The 16,394-nt window shown below is 53.0% G+C and carries 21 protein-coding genes and 1 tRNA gene; 18 read left to right on the top strand and 4 right to left on the bottom strand.

Annotated features, from left to right (window positions below):
- Positions 1 to 95: 95 nt before the first annotated feature.
- A complete protein-coding gene (locus IB213_RS04105) occupies positions 96 to 473 on the top strand; it encodes a cupin domain-containing protein (RefSeq protein WP_191723531.1) in 378 nt (125 codons plus the stop codon).
- Between the two features lie 295 nt (positions 474 to 768).
- Positions 769 to 1,743, top strand: a complete 975-nt coding sequence (locus IB213_RS04100; protein WP_191723530.1) for a tripartite tricarboxylate transporter substrate binding protein — start codon at positions 769 to 771, stop codon at positions 1,741 to 1,743.
- Between the two features lie 269 nt (positions 1,744 to 2,012).
- Here IB213_RS04100 and IB213_RS04095 read toward each other — a convergent pair whose 3' ends face one another.
- Complete coding sequence (locus IB213_RS04095) at positions 2,013 to 2,531, bottom strand: ankyrin repeat domain-containing protein (protein ID WP_192405487.1); 519 nt, start codon at positions 2,529 to 2,531, stop codon at positions 2,013 to 2,015.
- Positions 2,532 to 2,742: 211 nt separating this feature from the next.
- On the opposite strand from IB213_RS04095, the gene IB213_RS04090 reads away from it, so the two are divergent.
- Positions 2,743 to 2,830: transfer RNA gene (locus tag IB213_RS04090), tRNA-Ser, on the top strand.
- On the opposite strand, the gene IB213_RS04085 is transcribed toward IB213_RS04090, so the two are convergent.
- The gene (locus tag IB213_RS04085) at positions 2,816 to 3,124 is read right to left on the bottom strand and encodes a hypothetical protein (RefSeq protein WP_192405486.1); all 309 of its coding nucleotides are present in this window, start codon (positions 3,122 to 3,124) and stop codon (positions 2,816 to 2,818) included. The genes IB213_RS04090 and IB213_RS04085 overlap by 15 nt on opposite strands.
- Positions 3,125 to 3,559: 435 nt before the next feature.
- Between IB213_RS04085 and IB213_RS04080 the strand changes: the two genes are divergently transcribed.
- The 11 genes from IB213_RS04080 to IB213_RS04035 all read left to right on the top strand — a co-directional run bounded on the left by IB213_RS04080 (position 3,560) and on the right by IB213_RS04035 (position 11,771).
- Positions 3,560 to 3,862, top strand: a complete 303-nt coding sequence (locus tag IB213_RS04080; protein ID WP_192405485.1) for a hypothetical protein — start codon at positions 3,560 to 3,562, stop codon at positions 3,860 to 3,862.
- A gap of 90 nt (positions 3,863 to 3,952) precedes the next feature.
- Positions 3,953 to 4,276 carry a hypothetical protein gene (locus IB213_RS04075; protein WP_192405484.1) on the top strand — a complete coding sequence of 108 codons (324 nt, stop codon included), beginning with the start codon at positions 3,953 to 3,955 and terminating at the stop codon, positions 4,274 to 4,276.
- Between the two features lie 2 nt (positions 4,277 to 4,278).
- Positions 4,279 to 4,536, top strand: a complete 258-nt coding sequence (locus IB213_RS04070) for a hypothetical protein (RefSeq protein ID WP_192405483.1) — start codon at positions 4,279 to 4,281, stop codon at positions 4,534 to 4,536.
- Entirely contained in the window at positions 4,529 to 4,729 is a 201-nt protein-coding gene (locus IB213_RS04065; RefSeq protein ID WP_192405482.1) for a hypothetical protein, read from the top strand. The genes IB213_RS04070 and IB213_RS04065 overlap by 8 nt, the downstream gene beginning before the upstream one ends.
- 1 nt (position 4,730) lies before the next feature.
- Positions 4,731 to 4,865: a hypothetical protein gene (locus IB213_RS18220; RefSeq protein WP_255501820.1), complete on the top strand. Its 135-nt coding sequence runs from the start codon at positions 4,731 to 4,733 to the stop codon at positions 4,863 to 4,865.
- Positions 4,866 to 5,031: 166 nt separating this feature from the next.
- Positions 5,032 to 6,447, top strand: coding sequence for a hypothetical protein (locus IB213_RS04060; protein WP_192405481.1), 1,416 nt, complete (start codon positions 5,032 to 5,034; stop codon positions 6,445 to 6,447).
- Positions 6,447 to 6,746, top strand: coding sequence for a DUF2523 family protein (locus IB213_RS04055; protein WP_192405480.1), 300 nt, complete (start codon positions 6,447 to 6,449; stop codon positions 6,744 to 6,746). Before IB213_RS04060 ends, IB213_RS04055 begins: the two co-directional genes overlap by 1 nt.
- Before the next feature lie 7 nt (positions 6,747 to 6,753).
- Positions 6,754 to 7,935: a zonular occludens toxin domain-containing protein gene (locus IB213_RS04050; protein ID WP_370551159.1), complete on the top strand. Its 1,182-nt coding sequence runs from the start codon at positions 6,754 to 6,756 to the stop codon at positions 7,933 to 7,935.
- A 602-nt stretch (positions 7,936 to 8,537) separates the two neighbouring features.
- Positions 8,538 to 9,227, top strand: coding sequence for a hypothetical protein (locus IB213_RS04045; protein ID WP_192405478.1), 690 nt, complete (start codon positions 8,538 to 8,540; stop codon positions 9,225 to 9,227).
- A gap of 17 nt (positions 9,228 to 9,244) precedes the next feature.
- Positions 9,245 to 9,817 carry a recombinase family protein gene (locus IB213_RS04040; protein WP_192405477.1) on the top strand — a complete coding sequence of 191 codons (573 nt, stop codon included), beginning with the start codon at positions 9,245 to 9,247 and terminating at the stop codon, positions 9,815 to 9,817.
- Between the two features lie 145 nt (positions 9,818 to 9,962).
- Positions 9,963 to 11,771, top strand: coding sequence for a DUF6538 domain-containing protein (locus tag IB213_RS04035; RefSeq protein WP_192405476.1), 1,809 nt, complete (start codon positions 9,963 to 9,965; stop codon positions 11,769 to 11,771).
- A gap of 266 nt (positions 11,772 to 12,037) precedes the next feature.
- On the opposite strand, the gene IB213_RS04030 is transcribed toward IB213_RS04035, so the two are convergent.
- On the bottom strand, positions 12,038 to 12,742 hold the full coding sequence (locus IB213_RS04030) for a hypothetical protein (protein WP_192405475.1): 705 nt from the start codon (positions 12,740 to 12,742) through the stop codon (positions 12,038 to 12,040).
- Positions 12,723 to 13,472 carry a hypothetical protein gene (locus IB213_RS04025; RefSeq protein WP_192405474.1) on the bottom strand — a complete coding sequence of 250 codons (750 nt, stop codon included), beginning with the start codon at positions 13,470 to 13,472 and terminating at the stop codon, positions 12,723 to 12,725. The genes IB213_RS04030 and IB213_RS04025 overlap by 20 nt, the downstream gene beginning before the upstream one ends.
- Positions 13,473 to 13,556: 84 nt before the next feature.
- Here IB213_RS04025 and IB213_RS04020 point away from each other — a divergent pair, with 84 nt between their 5' ends.
- From IB213_RS04020 to IB213_RS04005, 4 genes are all read left to right on the top strand, one after another.
- On the top strand, positions 13,557 to 13,931 hold the full coding sequence (locus IB213_RS04020) for a hypothetical protein (protein WP_192405473.1): 375 nt from the start codon (positions 13,557 to 13,559) through the stop codon (positions 13,929 to 13,931).
- 190 nt (positions 13,932 to 14,121) lie between these two features.
- The gene (locus tag IB213_RS04015) at positions 14,122 to 14,595 is read left to right on the top strand and encodes a hypothetical protein (protein WP_192405472.1); all 474 of its coding nucleotides are present in this window, start codon (positions 14,122 to 14,124) and stop codon (positions 14,593 to 14,595) included.
- A 170-nt stretch (positions 14,596 to 14,765) separates the two neighbouring features.
- Positions 14,766 to 15,332: a recombinase family protein gene (locus IB213_RS04010; RefSeq protein WP_370551171.1), complete on the top strand. Its 567-nt coding sequence runs from the start codon at positions 14,766 to 14,768 to the stop codon at positions 15,330 to 15,332.
- 199 nt (positions 15,333 to 15,531) lie between these two features.
- The gene (locus tag IB213_RS04005) at positions 15,532 to 16,251 is read left to right on the top strand and encodes a hypothetical protein (protein WP_225560942.1); all 720 of its coding nucleotides are present in this window, start codon (positions 15,532 to 15,534) and stop codon (positions 16,249 to 16,251) included.
- Positions 16,252 to 16,394: the final 143 nt, after the last annotated feature.

Genomic DNA, 16,394 nt, shown 5'->3' with positions numbered 1-16,394 from the left:
TTATCAAGTGCGCCCTATCGTGCACCGGCCATCACCGGCTACAAGATGGCAACATATCGCCCTCACGCCTGCGTGTACTGCTCACTTGCTTTGCCATGACCTCATCACAGCCCACCCTCGTTCGTATCGAAACCCAAGACCTGTCGCAGGCCAAACCCGGCAAACCCAGCCGCCCTATCAGCGGCCACACCACTTACAAAACGCTGGAAAGCTTCAGCGCCATGGGCGGCCAGCTTTCCAGCGGGGTATGGGAGGCCACCGCTGGGGCTTTTCGCTCCCACTGCGCGGGCTATGTCGAGTTTTGCCACATCGTCGAAGGCAGCTGCCGCGTAGTGGACCCCGACGGCACCATTCACAGCTTTGGTGCGGGCGACAGCTTTGTTCTGCCCGAAGGCTTTGCCGGTCACTGGGAAGTCGATGAGCGTGTGAAGAAAGTCTTTTTCATCACACAAACAACTAGCCTACACAAGTAGTCACACTTTTGGTATTTTCAAATTTTCTGAAAAAGTCTTTTAAAAACATGCTGCAACGCAGCATTTTTCATATTACAAAATAGAAAACTACTTCTTGAAAAATACATCCTTTTCTACGTAGAACCCACATCATTTATTTCAATCTACAGGCTTTCAGCGCCTGCCTAGCGCAAAAGTGCGGGTTAGTATTTACGGGTTAAATCTGATTCACAAGCACGTAAGTGCACCAAATTGAATCGTTCTCTGCGATCACTATTGGGTTCACACGCATGAACTCAAACTACCAGGAGTGGACATGTTCAGAAGAACCGTATTGGCTGCAAGCGCTGCAGTCGCCGTCACCGCAGCCTTGCCTGCACTGGCTCAAGCCAAAGATGCATGGCCCGTCAAAACCATCACTTTGGTTCAACCCTACGCCCCCGGCGGCACCAGCGACATGCTGGCCCGTATCGTGGCGCTGGAGCTGGAAAAGCGCATTGACGCTTCGGTGATCGTCGAAAGCAAGCCCGGCGCCAACGGCAACATCGCCACCGCCTTTGTCAGCCGCGCCAAACCCGATGGCGGCACCTACCTGGTGGGCTCCAGCAGCCCCGTAGTGATTTCGCCCTCGCTGTACAAAAGCGTGCCGTACAACCCCAGAACCGATCTGACACCGATCACCCCTATCGCCAAGGCACCTTTCCTGCTGGTCACCGGGGCCACATCGGGCATCAACAGCGTGGACGAACTGGTCAAGCACATCAAGACCGACAAGCTGAACTTTGGCTCGGCCGGCGCTGGCTCTCCCCAGCACATGATTGCTGAAATGTTCCACATGCAAATCAAGGCCAAGTCGCCGCACATCCCGTACAAGGGATCGGCCCCGCTGATCATTGCCCTGATGGCCAATGAAGTGCAGTACGGCATTGACAACCCTGTGCCCCTCAAGCCCCAGATCGACGGCGGCAAGCTCAAGGCTCTGGCCATTACCAGCAAGCACGCTTCGCCCAAATTCCCCGGCGTCAAGAGCCTGCACGAACTGGGTTACACCGATTTTGAAGTCGAACCCTGGTACGGCATGATCGGCTCCAAGAAGATGCCCAAGGAACTGGCCGAACGCATGAACGGCTATGTGCGCGACATCCTGGCGCAAGACAGTGTCAAAGAAAAAATCTCCAATCTGGGGGCTGAAGCCTACGGCCTGAGCACCACAGATTTCGCGGCCTTGATTGATGCCGATATCAAAAAATGGGGCGATGCCGTGAAAGCCTCCGGCGCAACGGCTGACTAAGTCTTACGCCGCCCAAACTGAACCGCCTTCACATCGAAGGCGGTTTTTTTATGCCCGTTTTCACTCCCGTTTTGATGACTGCATTGCGCACCCATTGAGCATTCATCCATGCAGTCCTTGGTGCATTAATAGATGCTTTCGTGGAACATGCATGCTCAGCTTGCAAGAGCACCAAGCGCTTTGCCTTATTCACATTGAGCATCTTTTAATACGCAATCTCTTGCAAACACAGCGCAGGGTGCTCTTCAAAATTTCAAATACTGCATGTTTTAGTCTTGAAGCCGCTGCTGAAGCAAAGCCACCGCATCATGGGCATTCATGGCGGTGGCACACGCCAAAGCCGTCGTTCCCTGGTGATCTGCCTGGCGGATATGCGCACCGCGCTCCAGCAGCAGTGCCACAATGTCCGTGCGGTTGAACATGGCTGCAAACATCAACGGCGTGCGCCCATCGGGCGATGGGCCATCTACCTGCGCACCATGGTCCAGCAGCAAGCGCGTCATCTCCAGATCACCTTTGAATGCAGCGCCTGCCAATGGCGTCTGGCCTCGTCCGTTGGGTATTTGCGCATCCGCGCCATGCTGCAACAACACCCTGGCAGCATCTGCATGCCCGTAATAACTGGCCAGCATCAACAAACTGTCGCCTTTTGCGTTGCGTAAAGTGGCTGGCAACCCGTTTTCCAGCCACTGTGTCAATTGCAACGCATCGCCCTTGCGCGCTGCATCAAACACGCGCTCTGCAAACTCCAAAGTCGCATCATCCAACGCGGGGTTTTGCTCATCCATTGCGACCACCTTTCACACCATTCCAACAATCAAGCCACAGCTGTGGCGGCATGCAAGCAGTGTAGAGACTAGCTCGTACGCTATGGTTTGTGCTTATCGATGACCAAGATTGAAGAAAGCAATCGCCTGCACCATCAACCCCACAGCCTCACTGCCTGCGCCCACGCTTGAAATTTCTGCGTCCATTCCTTGTGTAGAATACGCAGCTTACGGAGGTTTGGGTGAGCGGTTTAAACCAGCAGTCTTGAAAACTGCCGACTCGCAAGGGTCCGTGAGTTCGAATCTCACAGCCTCCGCCACTCATTTGGAAAAGCTGCCAGCATGGTTTTGAAACCGTCGGCGGCTTTTTTTTCGTCCGCGTTTTCCGACTGCTCTAAGTCCTCAACCATCGCGGCCATGAATGCATGCGCAGGGTCTTCCCCTGTAACGGCGCGCATCTTCCCTCTGATTCGCCAGTTTGCGTTTCGCTTCCCCTGCTTCATTTGCGTCAGATTTCCTTTAGGGATTCCAAGGATTTCTGCCAGCTTTGATTGATTGCCAGCTGCCGTTGAAGCTGCCTCAATCAGCGTTTCCAAATCTTTATCTGTTGTCATTTAGATAACTCCTGTGTAGCATCCGGTATCAGATTGATAACTTTATCAATTTGACAATTTTCTCATGAAGCCACCCGGACCTTGTGCAGTGATTCACAGCCTGTCCTACCGCCAGAAGCAGGGTGGTTCTATGAGCTAACTCATGGAGCTACACATGAACCCTCGCACATCCCCTTGCACGCCCCCTGCTAATCCCGGCTCCGCTGCCGTGGTAGCTCACGCTTCAGAGTCCGGCAGTGGGGCGTGCATTCCTCCAACGCTTGAGCAATTCCAGCGCTGGTTAGAAGACAGGGCCCACGAAGCAAGCCATGCCTTTGATAAGCCGCCAGCTAAAGGTGATTCGCGCAAAGCCCATCAGTGGCGTTGCTCCACGTTGATCAGCAGTTGCCGTGCTGCCACCAGTCTGTTGGTGCACTTCAAGCTGGAGCACTCCGCATGACTACGTCTAAACCTTCTGAAAAGTTTGCGGACTGGTTCTTCGAACGCTTTGTTTTCCCGTTCTTGATGGTTTGTTTGCTCTGCATTGCCGTCACCGGCACCTACGCGCTGTGCAGGTGGCTTATCGAGCCTTCAACAACGGCCACTGTTGCGGCCTTTCATGAGCACGTTGAGGCGCGTGCGAGATCTGATCGCAGCCTTCTTACCCGTGGCGATATATCTGCAGACGAAGCCCTAAAGCGGCGCGCACAGCATGACGTTGTCTATGCGCACATCGCTGAATTCCTCCAGACGCGCTGACAGCCCTCCACGCTCTCTTGCGTGCAGGGGAGCGTAGAGCACTGTTGCTCGTTAAAGCGTTTACCGCATCAACCTGTTCGGAGTATCTCCATGTCTACTGAAAACCAAGCTGTCACCCACGTCCTGCCATCCGTTATCCAAGTGCTCGTTCCGGGCCCTGTGCTCGACAAGAAATATGAGTCTCGCGAGTACAAGTCCCAGCAACTCGAATGCCTCGCGTTAGATGACGCTGGACAACCCCTGCAAGTGGGCATCATCCGCGTCCCCTCGCACTTGCACGGTCAGATCAAAACTGGCTTTTTCCGGCCCGTCTACGGCATGCGTGTCAATCGCGAACGTGTGATTGAACCTGTACTGGTTGACCTGACCCCGTACAAGCCTGCGCCTGCCTCCGGTGTAGCTGCTAAGGGCTAAGCATGTTCATCGAATCCCTGACCCCTGACCAGCTCGTCGAGTTTGCGCAGTTGGTGATTTATGCGGCCTTCCTCGGTGGTGTGGTTGGCTCCATGGCTGGGCCGATTCTGCTCGGACTTTTTGGACTCGTGACAACTGGTCTGGAAAAGGTCACCCGTAGCCCTGAGGCGCGTTCGCGTGAACTGCATACAAAGCGCCGGGTGCTCCTAACTGCTGCCATGACTGCGCGTCGTGAGCTGCGAAAACTGCGTCATGGCTGAACAAGTCATTCAATGCTCATCGGCGTGCACTGTGACTGTGCGCCATGAGCTAACCATTGCGGGTCTGAATATTGATATTCCGACCGCATTCCAGCTCGGCGGTGCGATCGCGCTGTGCTGGTGCATCGCCTACTTCTGGAAAGTGATAGGCGACTCCGTAAAACCTGATCGATCTGATGAAAGAGAGACTTGAAATGACTTTTGAAACTACTGAAATCATGGCCGGTTTTCTGGCCGTTGGTGCGGTTTTGGGCGTGATCGGCGGCGGCAAGGTGCTCATGCACTTGGCTGGTTCTGCGTGGAAATGGATCGGCAGCATGGTTCGCTAATCGCTGCAAAACGCGATTGCCTCGGGCTGCAGACCGGGGCCTTTCTCAAAGCATCAGTGCTTTGGAAAAGGGGTTGCTAGTGGGTGAAGGCGTCTATGTGTTGATCGCATTCCTTGGCGGAATGTGGATTCTGTTGCGTTAGTTTTTCGGTGATAGGAGTGCTGCAGTGCAAGGCTTTTTGCGGTTTTCTGGGTTCGTCGCTTTGCTGGTGCTTTCTGTCAGTAACGCCTTCGCGTTAGGCACAGTGACAACCGATGGCTGGAATGGTTCAGGAAACCCGCCAACATGGTTTTCTGACCCTGTAGATGCATGTAAAAGCAAAGGGTTCCCCGGCACGACTTACGTCAAGGTGGTTGACGGCGTGGCTTGGTGCTACACCACAAACTGGAAGGGGTTACCGCACGACTATGGCTTCCACGTATCGCCAGCAAAGCAAACGTCCTGCCCTGCCAACAGCACGAAAACAGGGACGTCTTGCGCTTGCAATGATGGCTTTAAAGAAAACGCTGCTGGCGATGCTTGCGAAGCTCCGACACCTTCAGACCCTTGCGAAGACTTGGCAGATGCCTGTGCTGGCAGCGAAGGCAAGTCAAAGCGGTTCAGCATGCCAGGCTACAAGGTCGGCATGTCCATTGTCTGCCAGCCAGCAACTGATGTATCAGGGACGATCGCGCTGTTTCCCAACTGCAGCAAGGGCTGTATGGGGGTCGTATCTGGTTCGAACGAGTTCAATAGAAAAGCCGACGGGAAATGGGTCACTTTCGGTTCTGCAAAGGGTAACGGCAGCACTTGTGATCCGGCAATCATCGATGACTTGAATGCTGAAAAAGACCCGACTTACGAGCCTCAAGAAGAGCCAAAACTCGCTGAAACACCAGATGCCACTTGCATGAACGGGCAAAAGGGTTCCGTTAATGGTGTCACCGTCTGCTTGCCTTTCAGCGCTTCATCAGGTGTCACTGAAACGGAAACCAAGGACAACGGCGATGGCACCAAGACGAATTCAAAGACAGAGGTCAAGTGCGAAAACGGTAAGTGCGAAGTTACTAAGACGAGCACTACGACAAACAATACGACTAATAACACGGTTAGTTCTTCAAGCACTACGACAACGGTAGACAAGGCCGACTACTGCTCCAAGAACAAAACAGCGGGCGTCTGTAAAGACGAAAAAGGCGAAGAGGAAGGCAAAGGCAAGTTTGGCGGTAGCTGCTCTGGTGGCTTCACCTGTGAAGGCGATGCACTCCAGTGCGCAATTGCTAAAGAGCAGCACAAGCGTTCTTGCGAGCTGCATGTCAATGAGTCACCTGAATCAAAGCTTTATGAGGCTTCCAAGGGCAAAACCGGCAAGGTCACAGACGACTTACCCGGTAACGAGACCATTGCCCTCACTAATCGAATTGACACCAGCTCGGCCCTCGGTGCTGGCTATTGCCCTCTGCGGGATATCAACGTCGATATGTTCGGCTACAGCAAGGTGCTGCCCCTCTCGGATCACTGCGAAAAGATCGGTTACGTGAAGATCTTCTTCGTCAGCTTCTGCCTTCTGCTGGGTCTCTGGATAGTCTTTGGGAGAAAGTAATGCCTGTATTTATCGCTGCAATCGGTGGCGTGCTGATCAATATCGTCTCAACCCTGGTCGGTCGTGCATTAGTTGCGCTGGGCCTCTCTGTGGTCACGTACACGGGCATGTCAATGTCTATGGGCTGGATCAAAGACAGGCTGCTTGCTGAGCTCAATGGCCTGCCTGCTGATTTCCTCGCTGCGCTGGCATATGGCGGTGTCGGTATAGGCATCAACATCATCACATCGGCCATTCTTGCCCGCATGCTTATTGACGGTGTCAGCGGCGACACCTTCAAACGCTTCGTGCTGAAGTGAGGCGTGCATGCTGTACCTGGTCACGGGCGCAAACGGCGCATGCAAAACACTTAACACCCTGAAATGGGTCATGGACCGGGCCACCGCTGAGGGTCGCCCTGTTTGCCATAACGGTCGCTTCAAGGTTAAGGCTGGTGGCCCCTTGGAGAAGTGGAAAGAGATACCGTTTGAGAAGTGGCAAGACGAGCCAGACGGCACGATCTTTCTGATCGATGAGGCCCATAACGATCTGCCGATTCGGCCATCCGCTGGCCCTGTGCCTGCTCACATCCGCATGCTGGCTGAGCACCGTAGACGTGGTTTTGACTTCTACTTGATCGATCAGCATCCGGGCAATATCGACTCTTTCGTGCGACGGCTAATCGGCTCTCCGGGCTGGCATCGGCACATCAAGCGGCCATTCGGCGGCAACCTGGTATCTATCGCTGAATACCCGGCCGTAGAGATGCAGTGCGAGAAACAAGGTGCCGGCAAGAAAGCCGACACCAACATGCAAACGATCCCGGTCGAAGTATTCGACTGGTACGAATCAGCCACGCTGCACACCGTCAAACGCAACATCCCTAAAAAGGTTTGGGTCCTGCTTGGCTGTCTGCTGGGCTTCGTGCTGTGCATTGCCGTGGCCCTGTACATCATCAAGACCAAAGTGATGGTCAACGAGGACAAAGACAAGCCAGCAGGGCAAACGATCAGCAGTCCAGTTGCTGCCAGCTCTGGCACCAGCTCAAGTGCCCCCAGTCATGAACCAATGACGGTGCATGAGTTCGTGGCCAGCCACAAACCCCGGTTAGAAGGCCTGCCCCAGACGGCCCCGCGCTACGACGAGCTGACAAGGCCAAAGATCGCGCCATACCCGGCAATCTGCATGAGCATGGGGCCGCGCTGTGAGTGCTATACGCAGCAAAACACCAAGCTGCAGACCCCGCAAAGCATGTGTGAGCAGATCGTGCAAAACGGGCTGTTTGTTGACTGGCAAGAGCCTGTCCAGCAACGTAGTGAAACCCCAGCTCGTGCGCACCAGGTCGAAGAACGCCCGCGGGCGCGGACTGTCCCGTTTCCCCCTGAAATGCAGGCCAAACCTGTCCAGCTCGTGAACCAAGGGCTTGTGTCCACAAACGCGCAGGCACGAGCTGAGGCGGGTGGCTATGGCCCCCGGATGACTGAATCGGTAAGTGTTTTAGGTCGCTGATATGTCCACTGCATCTTGTGCGCGCATGCCTCGTTTGGGGCGCTCTGCACGCAATTCGCCCTGTCCCGCACGCATACCCCTTGATGTGCTCACAGCGTGCCCTGTGCGCCCGTCTGCGGCTTCCTGCTGCGCTTGGTCAAACCTTGTCGCGTCGTGGCTTCAAAGCCTGAGCTGGTCTGGTACGCGTGGCGTGCTGCCTGTTCGAGCTGGGCCTGTGCTCGTCGCTGAAAAACAAGGCTGTTGGATGTTCTTTGGCCGACTGGCGTGCGGCCCCGCTAGGCGAAGCGGCGGGGCCGCGCGCAGCGCGGCCTAGATTTATCCCTAAGACACTTTAAGTACAAGCAAGGCAAACGGCCAAAAAAAAGCCCCAGCGAGGACGGCAATCCTCCCGGGGCGATGACTCAACTAAGGTAGGTAGTCAAGTGATACGAATCATAGATGGAATTGCATACGAAAGCTTCTCAACTGAGAATTTCAAGCTCAAAGCGTCTGACTGTGGCAACGGCCATCAGGAAATTACCGCTTCACGCATGGTTGGCTGGCGCGAGATGAACCTTGACCGCATCGCCATGGAAAACCTCTTGGAAACCATGCAAGCCCGTATGGATGACCCTGCAGAACAAGCAAAGCGGGCTGAGAACCATATCAAACGGGCTGCCACAAGGGCTAAGAAACGCGTCAGGCAGCTTTGCAAGGTCATGGGTGTGGACACCATGTTGACCCTTACATACAAGTTCAATCAGCAAGACCTAGACCTCTGCAAAAAGCACGTTCGAGAATTCAATCGGCGTGTGCTTCGCGTCCTCCCAGACTTCGCATTTGTGGCTGCGTTTGAACAGCAAAAGCGCGGCGCTTGGCACGTCCACATGGCAACACGTCGCATCCCTGAATCTATCGCTGACCGCAATCGGCAAAACGCTGTGCGTCTGAAGTCTTACGAGGTCATCCGGCGTATCTGGCGCTCGGTGGTGGGTGAACTGGGTGGAAACATCGATGTGGCCAGGCGCAAATTTCACTCACGCAAAAGCGCAGCGCAGATTGCGTCCTACATTGCCAAATACATCATCAAAGGTTTCGCTGAGGGTGATAAATGGTCTAACCGCTGGACCAAATACGGTGAAGGTTCTGTGCCTGCACCTGTCGAGCTGGGCATCTACTGCGGCCCCATTGCTGCTATCGAAGCTGCATACGCTCTCATGCCAGAAGGTCACCGCGTTGCTATCGGGCGGCTTGATCGTTGGAAAGATTGGTTCGTGCTACATACAGAGCCTGCGTCGTCTCCCTGCTCATAAACATAACAGGGGAATTTATGCTTATTGGATATGCACGTGTCAGCACTCAAGATCAAGACACGGCTTTACAGCTCTCTGCATTCAAGGCTTTGGGGGTAGGGAAAGTTTTTGAAGAAAAGGCAAGTGGTGCTAGATATGACCGTCCGGTTTTATGGAGCTGTATAGATTCGCTCCGCTCAGGTGATCAGCTCGTTGTTTACAAGCTCGATCGAGTGGCACGCTCTCTTGCCGATTTGCTGCGTATCTTGGACAAGATAGAACGCGCTGGCGCGACTATTCGCTCCGTCACTGAGCCTATTGATACATGTACGGCTACTGGTCGTTTAATGCTTCAAATTCTTGGTGCTATGGCTGAGTTTGAGCGCTCTCTAATTCGTGAGAGATGCATGGCTGGTCAACGTGAGGCGATGGCACGCGGTGTGCACTGCGGGCGGCAACTCTCTGTTGATGAGTCCACCGCACAAGCCATCGTTGACGCTTACGCTACTGGTCTATACACACTCAAGGGCGTTGGCCAGCGCTTTGGGGTTTCTGAATCTGTGGTGAAGCGTCTGGTTTATAAAAAGACAAAACCCGGCTACCGTTCGTAGTGTTCTGTGTGGCGAAAGCAACAGCCTCCGCCAAATTGAACTAAGTTGTTGAAATCGCTTCAGACCAAGGAGTTTTACTCCTGAAGTGGTACAAATGACTGGTACACAGTGGCAGCAAAAGGTTCGGCCAGCAAAGGACGCTGACATGCCAACCTACTTGCGCAAGGACGACCACGGTTATCGTTTCCTTCGTCCCATCCCCCAAGATTTGCGCCCGCTTTTCCAAAAAGCCAACTTCGTTAAAAGGCTCGGGCGAGACTATAAAAAGGCCAAAGAGCTTTGCGCCTTGCTGATCGTGCAAACAGATCGCGAGCTTGCCGCAGCGCGATCCAACTCAGCGCAAGCAACTTCCATCGACTCTTTCTTTAAGCTGCCTCGTGAGACGCGGCTTAAAAGGCTTTCGATCAGTCCAGAGCTCCCTGGGCAAATCGCTTCACTTTGGCTGAGCACGCTGGAAGCTGATGCTCAAGCACGCAGACAGGGGATGGAAGATGAGGACTTTGAGTCGCTAGATGCGAGCATCAAGGAAATGCGGCCTAGCATCGACCACGCATTAGCCAGGGGCCAAGTTGGTAGCTTCCACGAAGCAGTGAACCAACTTTTAGTGTTCCGTGGATATGAATTAGTCGCGACAGATGCACAGTGGCAAACACTCACATACGATGTTGTTAAGCATTTTCAGACTGGCTACAAAACTCTCGCTGCCCGACAGCAAGGTGAATCCCTAGGACCACCTGATCTTTCAAAACTGCCACCACCGCTTGAAGCCGCATGGGAGCCGCAGCCAGAACGCGCGCCCATTCCACAAGTAAATCGCTTGGCGGACATCACACCTCACTACAAACGCTATCTATCCCCCAAATATCCCAAAACCCAGTCTACTTATCTGTCGATTTGGCAGCGATTTGTTGACTTCGCAGAGAACAAGCCCCTGCATTTGGTTAGCTCAGATGATGTCTACAACTTCCTGGAAAACCGTCTGCAAGACAAAGAAGCGGCTTGGAGCTACAAGTACGTAGCAGGCCGCGTAAAAAGAGCTTTGCACACTGCATTTGGTATTGGGAAAACAAAGAAACTCATCAACAACAATCCAGTGGTAGAACTAGATGTGATGCCTACTGTCGACGCCAAGCAAGAAAAACTTCGCCAAAAGCCCCGCTTTCCTTATCAGCCCGACCACCTCAATAAATTATTTGCATCAGACTGGTACAACCCGAACTCGTCAGCTTGGCGAGGCAAGATGAAAGACGATCTTGGGGCTCGCTACTGGATTCCGCTCATCTGCATGTGGCATGGATTACGCGTCAGCGAGGCAGCTCAAATACAAGTAGAGGATGTGCTACTCAAAGACTTAGGTATCTTGATTCAAGATGGAGAAACCGAGTTTGGCCCTGCTCGAGCTCTTAAAAATGAAGCATCGATGCGTGTCGTACCGATTCACCATGTTCTTATACAACAAGGTTTTGTCGACTTCGTCCGCAGCGTCATGAACCACTATTCGAAGGGCCCCCTCTTCCCGGCAGCCCTTCCTGAATGTGATGGAAAATCACCCAAGTGGGGACGAGCATACGAGCAGCCATTTGTTCGTTTTGTACGGGATAAGTTAGGTTTCGGTAGCGGCTATGGCAATCACAGCTTCAGGCACTCTCTGGAAGACAGAATCAGAGCAGCAAACGTTGAAGACCAATGGCCTAAAGGGCTAGCACAAGCCTATACAGGCCGAGCATCAGTGCGCCCCCAAGACAAAGGCGAAATCGAAAAAGAAGGTAGTGAAAGACACTATGGATATGGATACGAACTTGAAGCGTTCAGACCCTACATCCAACGAATCACCTACCCTAATGTAAAGCTTCCACCCCCCTTTAAAGATTGGCTCCAAGGGAGAGTCATCATAAGTAAGCGACTGCTTTCACATGTGCAGCGATGGAGAGAAGAGACCCATAAGACCCCGTAGCTTAATGAGGCGCAGGCTTCAAAAAACAGTCACGATGCTCATCATCCTCTAACTTGCGCGCTATACAGGTTTGAGGGCAGATTTTGAAGAGGCAAGTGCCTGTGCAAAAAGGCCCTCATGTGTCAGATGTTTCCTCTACCTCTCTTGGCCCGGCTTTTTGCCGGGCCTTTTTTCATCCGCGCTTTAGCAAGCGTATGGAATGAATCATGCTTGAAAGTAGCGGCTCAAGGAGGATTGAGGAACACTTATCTCAGCCTTGCAATCTATTAGTTGACTGCGGCAGCAGCCGTAATCGCGCTAGCTTGTTCTGGCAATAACCCAACTAGCTGGTCTTGTGCACTAACGATGAAGCTTTTGGCAGCACGATTACTTGATGCCAACCCGATTGCACGCTCCACAACTTGCGGCACCCATTCAGGGCGCAAATCTTGGTTACTGCTAAACAGATCCATAGTTCGAGCAGGTCGATTGTTCAGTACACCAGCCTTACCCTGAGCCATTAGCACATCTTCCTGAGGCCCTGCATGGAGGATCTTTTGCTCTGACTGTCCTGGACACTTCTTGCTGTAAACCACTGCTGCGTAGCCTGCAACTTTGCTTGGTTCTGGAGGTAGGACGCTTTCAACTCCTCCAGACACAGTCTTTTGCTCCCAGGTACGCGCCCACGGGATCAGCACACCATCGAAAACGCACGCGCTTTCTTCACGCAAACCATGGCGCTTGAAGGTCATGGCCTGAACAGCATTGAATCCGTTATCCCACGAAGCGTACTTGGCATCTAGTGCCGTACGATATTGAATGGTGAAGGTTTCCACCGTTGCTTGGTACGCCAAGTGCACGAGTTCAGCGCCAGCGCAACCGCTCAGCACTGCAACGGCCACCAATCCTAGGCCGAGCTTCTTTCTTCTTTGCATGATTTTCCCTCCATCTGTTTTGTTGAATTTTGACAGGTTACCCGCCCAGCCCAGCAAGAACACTTTGCGGCGTAGCACCCTTGGCTTCTAGCGCAAGAAGCAGGTTCGCCCATTCACTTAAGGTTGGACGCACCTCATCTCCAAACAGTTTGTCCAAGCTGCGAGTACCAACTACTCCAGCCGCCAGCCTTATCCAATGTGCTGAACTCACGGACATACCTAACCCTTGGTCTCGGTCCCAGCTGCCATAGAGCATTTTGGACAGCTTCACGCAAATGTCGCTTTGCTCTATCGCATCTCGCAGCGAAGGCCATCTCAGATGGACGATCAGGTAGCTTTCCGAGATTCGTCCAATTAGCAAGGTGTAAACACCTGGAACTGACTCATCAGTGCCGTCTTCCACAACGCCCTGAGCCCACAACTTGGATATCAGGATCCAACGAGGTGGACCGCTTGTGATGCAACGCACAGCCGCATCTAGCAAACCCAGCTCTTCAATTGGCACTTCAACTTGAGCAACGCAATCCTGCTCAAGGGCCAAGTGACCACCGTCTGCATCAGTGCTTTTGTATTTCAGCCCCAGAGATGCAGCAATAAGCGGCACGCTTTCTGGCGCAAGTGCTCGGCGCCCATTGAGGCTGGCTTGAATGTTCCCAGGATCTAGATCTGCCAGTTCAGCAAGAGATTTTTGTGATCGCCCAGGATGGCGCTTCGCAAAAAACTGTAGCAAAGAGCGTACGTCATTGGGTGCGATCGACTTTACGTCTGAATTTTTGATGTCGTTCATAACAGGGGTTGCATTTTTGGATAGGATTGCCATAGACTTCATTCATCGTCAATTTTGATGAGGAATTATGTCACAAGGAGTTCTATGCCAACAGACCACCCTAGATTAATCGAAGCTGAGTTGCTGTCTCAGCTGCGCGAGGCTATGAAGCCCATGTCACCAGAAGAGGTTGCGCGAGGTAAAGCGGCCTTGCAGCGGTTGTTCGAATTCGCCCAGGGCTTTTCAGGACAGCCACGGAAAGTCGCCTGCTTTCTTCTCAGCCTGTACGACTCAAGCCGCTTCACTTTTGACATGACGGATTTGCGCGCACTCGATAAGCCAGTCATTCAGGACTGCATCGCTGTCCTATACATGAACAGTGTTCGACACACCAACGTCGAGAAAGACATTGATGGCGGAGAAGAAGCTCTTGAACTGCTGGCTGCGCGCTGGAACCTAGGCGTCCAGTGTGAACAGTAGGTCGCTGATTAAGAGCTGCAAACGCCTGCCAGCCTGGAGTTTTGGCTGCTATTCCACCTAATCGAACTTATGTGTAGTTGCCTTCATTGTCAGAGAGCAACTCGTCCCCGCCGCTCTGCGGCATTCCGATCACAAAGGCCTATTTGAATGCGGGACGTGATCATTTTTCAACTTTTTCATGGAGCAAGTTATGCAAGAAAGCATTCGCAAAGAAGTAACGGTGTCGGAATTTTTGTTCGACTGTTGGAAAGATGAGAACGAATATTATCTAGAGAAGCTTGACCGCTACATGACTGAGCGTGTGAGCGAAGCAGCCTCACGCGAGATGGTTAGCCTGGTTGCACAAACTCGGTATGTGGAGTTGTTGGAAATCGGTAGGGCATCGCTGCAAGGCACGTTTACCGCCGATGAACTTTACCTACTCCTAAATGCCTACCCACAACCATGGTGGCCAGAATTGAACGGGGGGCATGGTTGCTTTTTCGCCAGCTTGATATCCACCGAATATGTGGGGGATGATGAGCCAACCCCTGCCATTGAAGAGTTGATACGCAAGCTCTGCAATTTGGATGTGCTTCAGCAGATGGCACTCACTGATGTATTTGAACGCGCATGGCGCAGTCAGAAGCATCCAGTGGATAGTGCCTTGGAGGTCCTTAGCTGAGCTAGTGATGTACTTCTCTCGGCAATTGATAGCACTGCTTGCTTGGATAGATGCTGTCTAAAAAACGATGGGTTTCAGCACATCGCAGGAACCCAGCGCCCTGGGTGCAAAAAACTATTCTGAAATGTTCAAGAAGTCATTCATTAATCAACGTCAAAGAAAGGGCCTCCGTGGCGGAAATTGGATATGCACGAGTCAGCACGCATGAGCAAAACCTAGACCTACAGCGTGATGAGCTCACGCGAGCTGGCGTTGAGGTCATTTATGAAGACAAGGCCAGTGGCAAGACAGCCGAGAGGCCCGAGCTACAGCACTGCCTTAAAGCACTGCGGGAAGGCGACACGCTGACAGTCTGGCGATTGGATCGACTAGGTCGTAATCTGCAAGACCTTATCCGCATCGTCAACGAGCTTGAAGCCAGAGGGGTGACCTTCAAATCCCTTAAGGAATCGATTGATACCCGCGGGCCAGCTGGCAAGTTGGTGTTTCACCTTTTTGCGGCTCTTGCTCAGTTCGAGCGTGAGTTGCTGCGTGAACGGACGCTGGCCGGGCTTGATGCAGCAAGAGCCCGTGGTCGTAAAGGTGGCAGGCCTGCCAGCTTGTCAACGGCACAAAAAAATATGGCTTTATCGCTAATGAAAAACGGCGACTTGAGCATTGCAGAGATTTGTAAGCAGTTCGGCGTATCGCGTTCGACGCTATACAACCTTGCGGCCAACAGCCGAAACGCAGCTTGAACCACAACATGGGCGTTGAGGTCACCCCAAAGCCCATGAAATCAAGCCGGAGCCATTCGGCTTTCATCGTGCGTCCCATTACTGAAACCATCCGAACCAGTACAGGGCGCGTTCAACAAAAACAACTCGCTCGCAATTAAGGGCACAAATTTAATTACCAGCCTCGGCTGGCATGAGGACAGATGGTGGCGAGCGCTCTATGGAGCGCACCATGCATCCGCATATTCCCCCTCTCCGTGGCACCCATAGCCTCGGTGAACTTGTCAATAAGATCGAAACAAGTGCGTCAACGCTCAACAAGCGCATACGCATTTGCCGAAAAAAGCTCAAGGCAGTAACGAAAGAACATCGCCGCATCGCAAAAACAGAAGGTTTGTACGCTGTAGCGGTCACCTTGACCTACGTTAAGGATGCGGATTTCTGTGCAAGAAACCTGTCGCAATTCTTTAATTGTTTGCGGTCCAAACTCAAACCAACAGGCCACAAGCCGCGCTATGTATGGGTGCTTGAGCGTTCGGGCGCTTTGCACTATCACCTCGCCATTTGGTTACCTCGCGGCTTTATGTTGAATCACTCTGATTTGACGAGGTGGTGGCCTTGGGGAAGCACATGGACACAGCGATGCCGCAAGGTTTCTGGCTGGATTCACTACATCAGCAAGCGTAGTTCCAAGACAGACCTTCCAAAAGGTGCACGAGCTTTTGGCCATGGTGGTGTAGATGAACAAGCCAAACAAGCGGTACAGCAGGCAATGTTTCCGCGATGGCTCAAGGCATTGCTACCTCCAGATGCAAAAGTAAAGCGAGTACCTAAGGTGGGCTGGCTGGACTTGAGCACCGGGGAGGTCTACGAATCACCCTGGATATGGACGCCTAGAGGGTGCAGACTCAAAGCGAAAGAGGCAACGGGCCGACGCTGACCAAGGCACCCTTGTATATCAAGCGCCTTGCCGCTGGCCGCGGGTCATCTTTACATTTAATGTCTGCTTCTTGGCACATCAACGACGGCTCATGGTCGATCTGCGACCGTCGCAAATCGACCCACTCCAGACATTCGCCTATG

This window comes from Comamonas sp. CMM02 (assembly GCF_014851485.1).
Taxonomy (GTDB): Bacteria; Pseudomonadota; Gammaproteobacteria; order Burkholderiales; family Burkholderiaceae_C; genus Comamonas; species Comamonas avium.
The sequence above is the reverse complement of the archived record's forward strand: the minus strand, read 5'-3'. Positions and strand labels throughout refer to the sequence as shown.

Excerpts from the sequence above, each read along its gene's own strand:
- IB213_RS04070 (WP_192405483.1), top strand. The coding sequence starts at position 4,279 with ATGTTCATCGAATCCCTGACCCCTGACCAGCTCGTCGAGTTTGCGCAG.
- IB213_RS18220 (WP_255501820.1), top strand. The coding sequence starts at position 4,731 with ATGACTTTTGAAACTACTGAAATCATGGCCGGTTTTCTGGCCGTTGGT.
- IB213_RS04105 (WP_191723531.1), top strand. The coding sequence starts at position 96 with ATGACCTCATCACAGCCCACCCTCGTTCGTATCGAAACCCAAGACCTG.
- IB213_RS04005 (WP_225560942.1), top strand. The coding sequence starts at position 15,532 with ATGGAGCGCACCATGCATCCGCATATTCCCCCTCTCCGTGGCACCCAT.
- IB213_RS04080 (WP_192405485.1), top strand. The coding sequence starts at position 3,560 with ATGACTACGTCTAAACCTTCTGAAAAGTTTGCGGACTGGTTCTTCGAA.
- IB213_RS04075 (WP_192405484.1), top strand. The coding sequence starts at position 3,953 with ATGTCTACTGAAAACCAAGCTGTCACCCACGTCCTGCCATCCGTTATC.
- IB213_RS04050 (WP_370551159.1), top strand. The coding sequence starts at position 6,754 with ATGCTGTACCTGGTCACGGGCGCAAACGGCGCATGCAAAACACTTAAC.
- IB213_RS04020 (WP_192405473.1), top strand. The coding sequence starts at position 13,557 with ATGCCAACAGACCACCCTAGATTAATCGAAGCTGAGTTGCTGTCTCAG.
- IB213_RS04085 (WP_192405486.1), bottom strand. The coding sequence starts at position 3,124 with ATGACAACAGATAAAGATTTGGAAACGCTGATTGAGGCAGCTTCAACG.
- IB213_RS04015 (WP_192405472.1), top strand. The coding sequence starts at position 14,122 with ATGCAAGAAAGCATTCGCAAAGAAGTAACGGTGTCGGAATTTTTGTTC.
- IB213_RS04055 (WP_192405480.1), top strand. The coding sequence starts at position 6,447 with ATGCCTGTATTTATCGCTGCAATCGGTGGCGTGCTGATCAATATCGTC.
- IB213_RS04025 (WP_192405474.1), bottom strand. The coding sequence starts at position 13,472 with ATGAACGACATCAAAAATTCAGACGTAAAGTCGATCGCACCCAATGAC.
- IB213_RS04040 (WP_192405477.1), top strand. The coding sequence starts at position 9,245 with ATGCTTATTGGATATGCACGTGTCAGCACTCAAGATCAAGACACGGCT.
- IB213_RS04100 (WP_191723530.1), top strand. The coding sequence starts at position 769 with ATGTTCAGAAGAACCGTATTGGCTGCAAGCGCTGCAGTCGCCGTCACC.
- IB213_RS04065 (WP_192405482.1), top strand. The coding sequence starts at position 4,529 with ATGGCTGAACAAGTCATTCAATGCTCATCGGCGTGCACTGTGACTGTG.
- IB213_RS04095 (WP_192405487.1), bottom strand. The coding sequence starts at position 2,531 with ATGGATGAGCAAAACCCCGCGTTGGATGATGCGACTTTGGAGTTTGCA.
- IB213_RS04035 (WP_192405476.1), top strand. The coding sequence starts at position 9,963 with ATGCCAACCTACTTGCGCAAGGACGACCACGGTTATCGTTTCCTTCGT.
- IB213_RS04045 (WP_192405478.1), top strand. The coding sequence starts at position 8,538 with ATGGATGACCCTGCAGAACAAGCAAAGCGGGCTGAGAACCATATCAAA.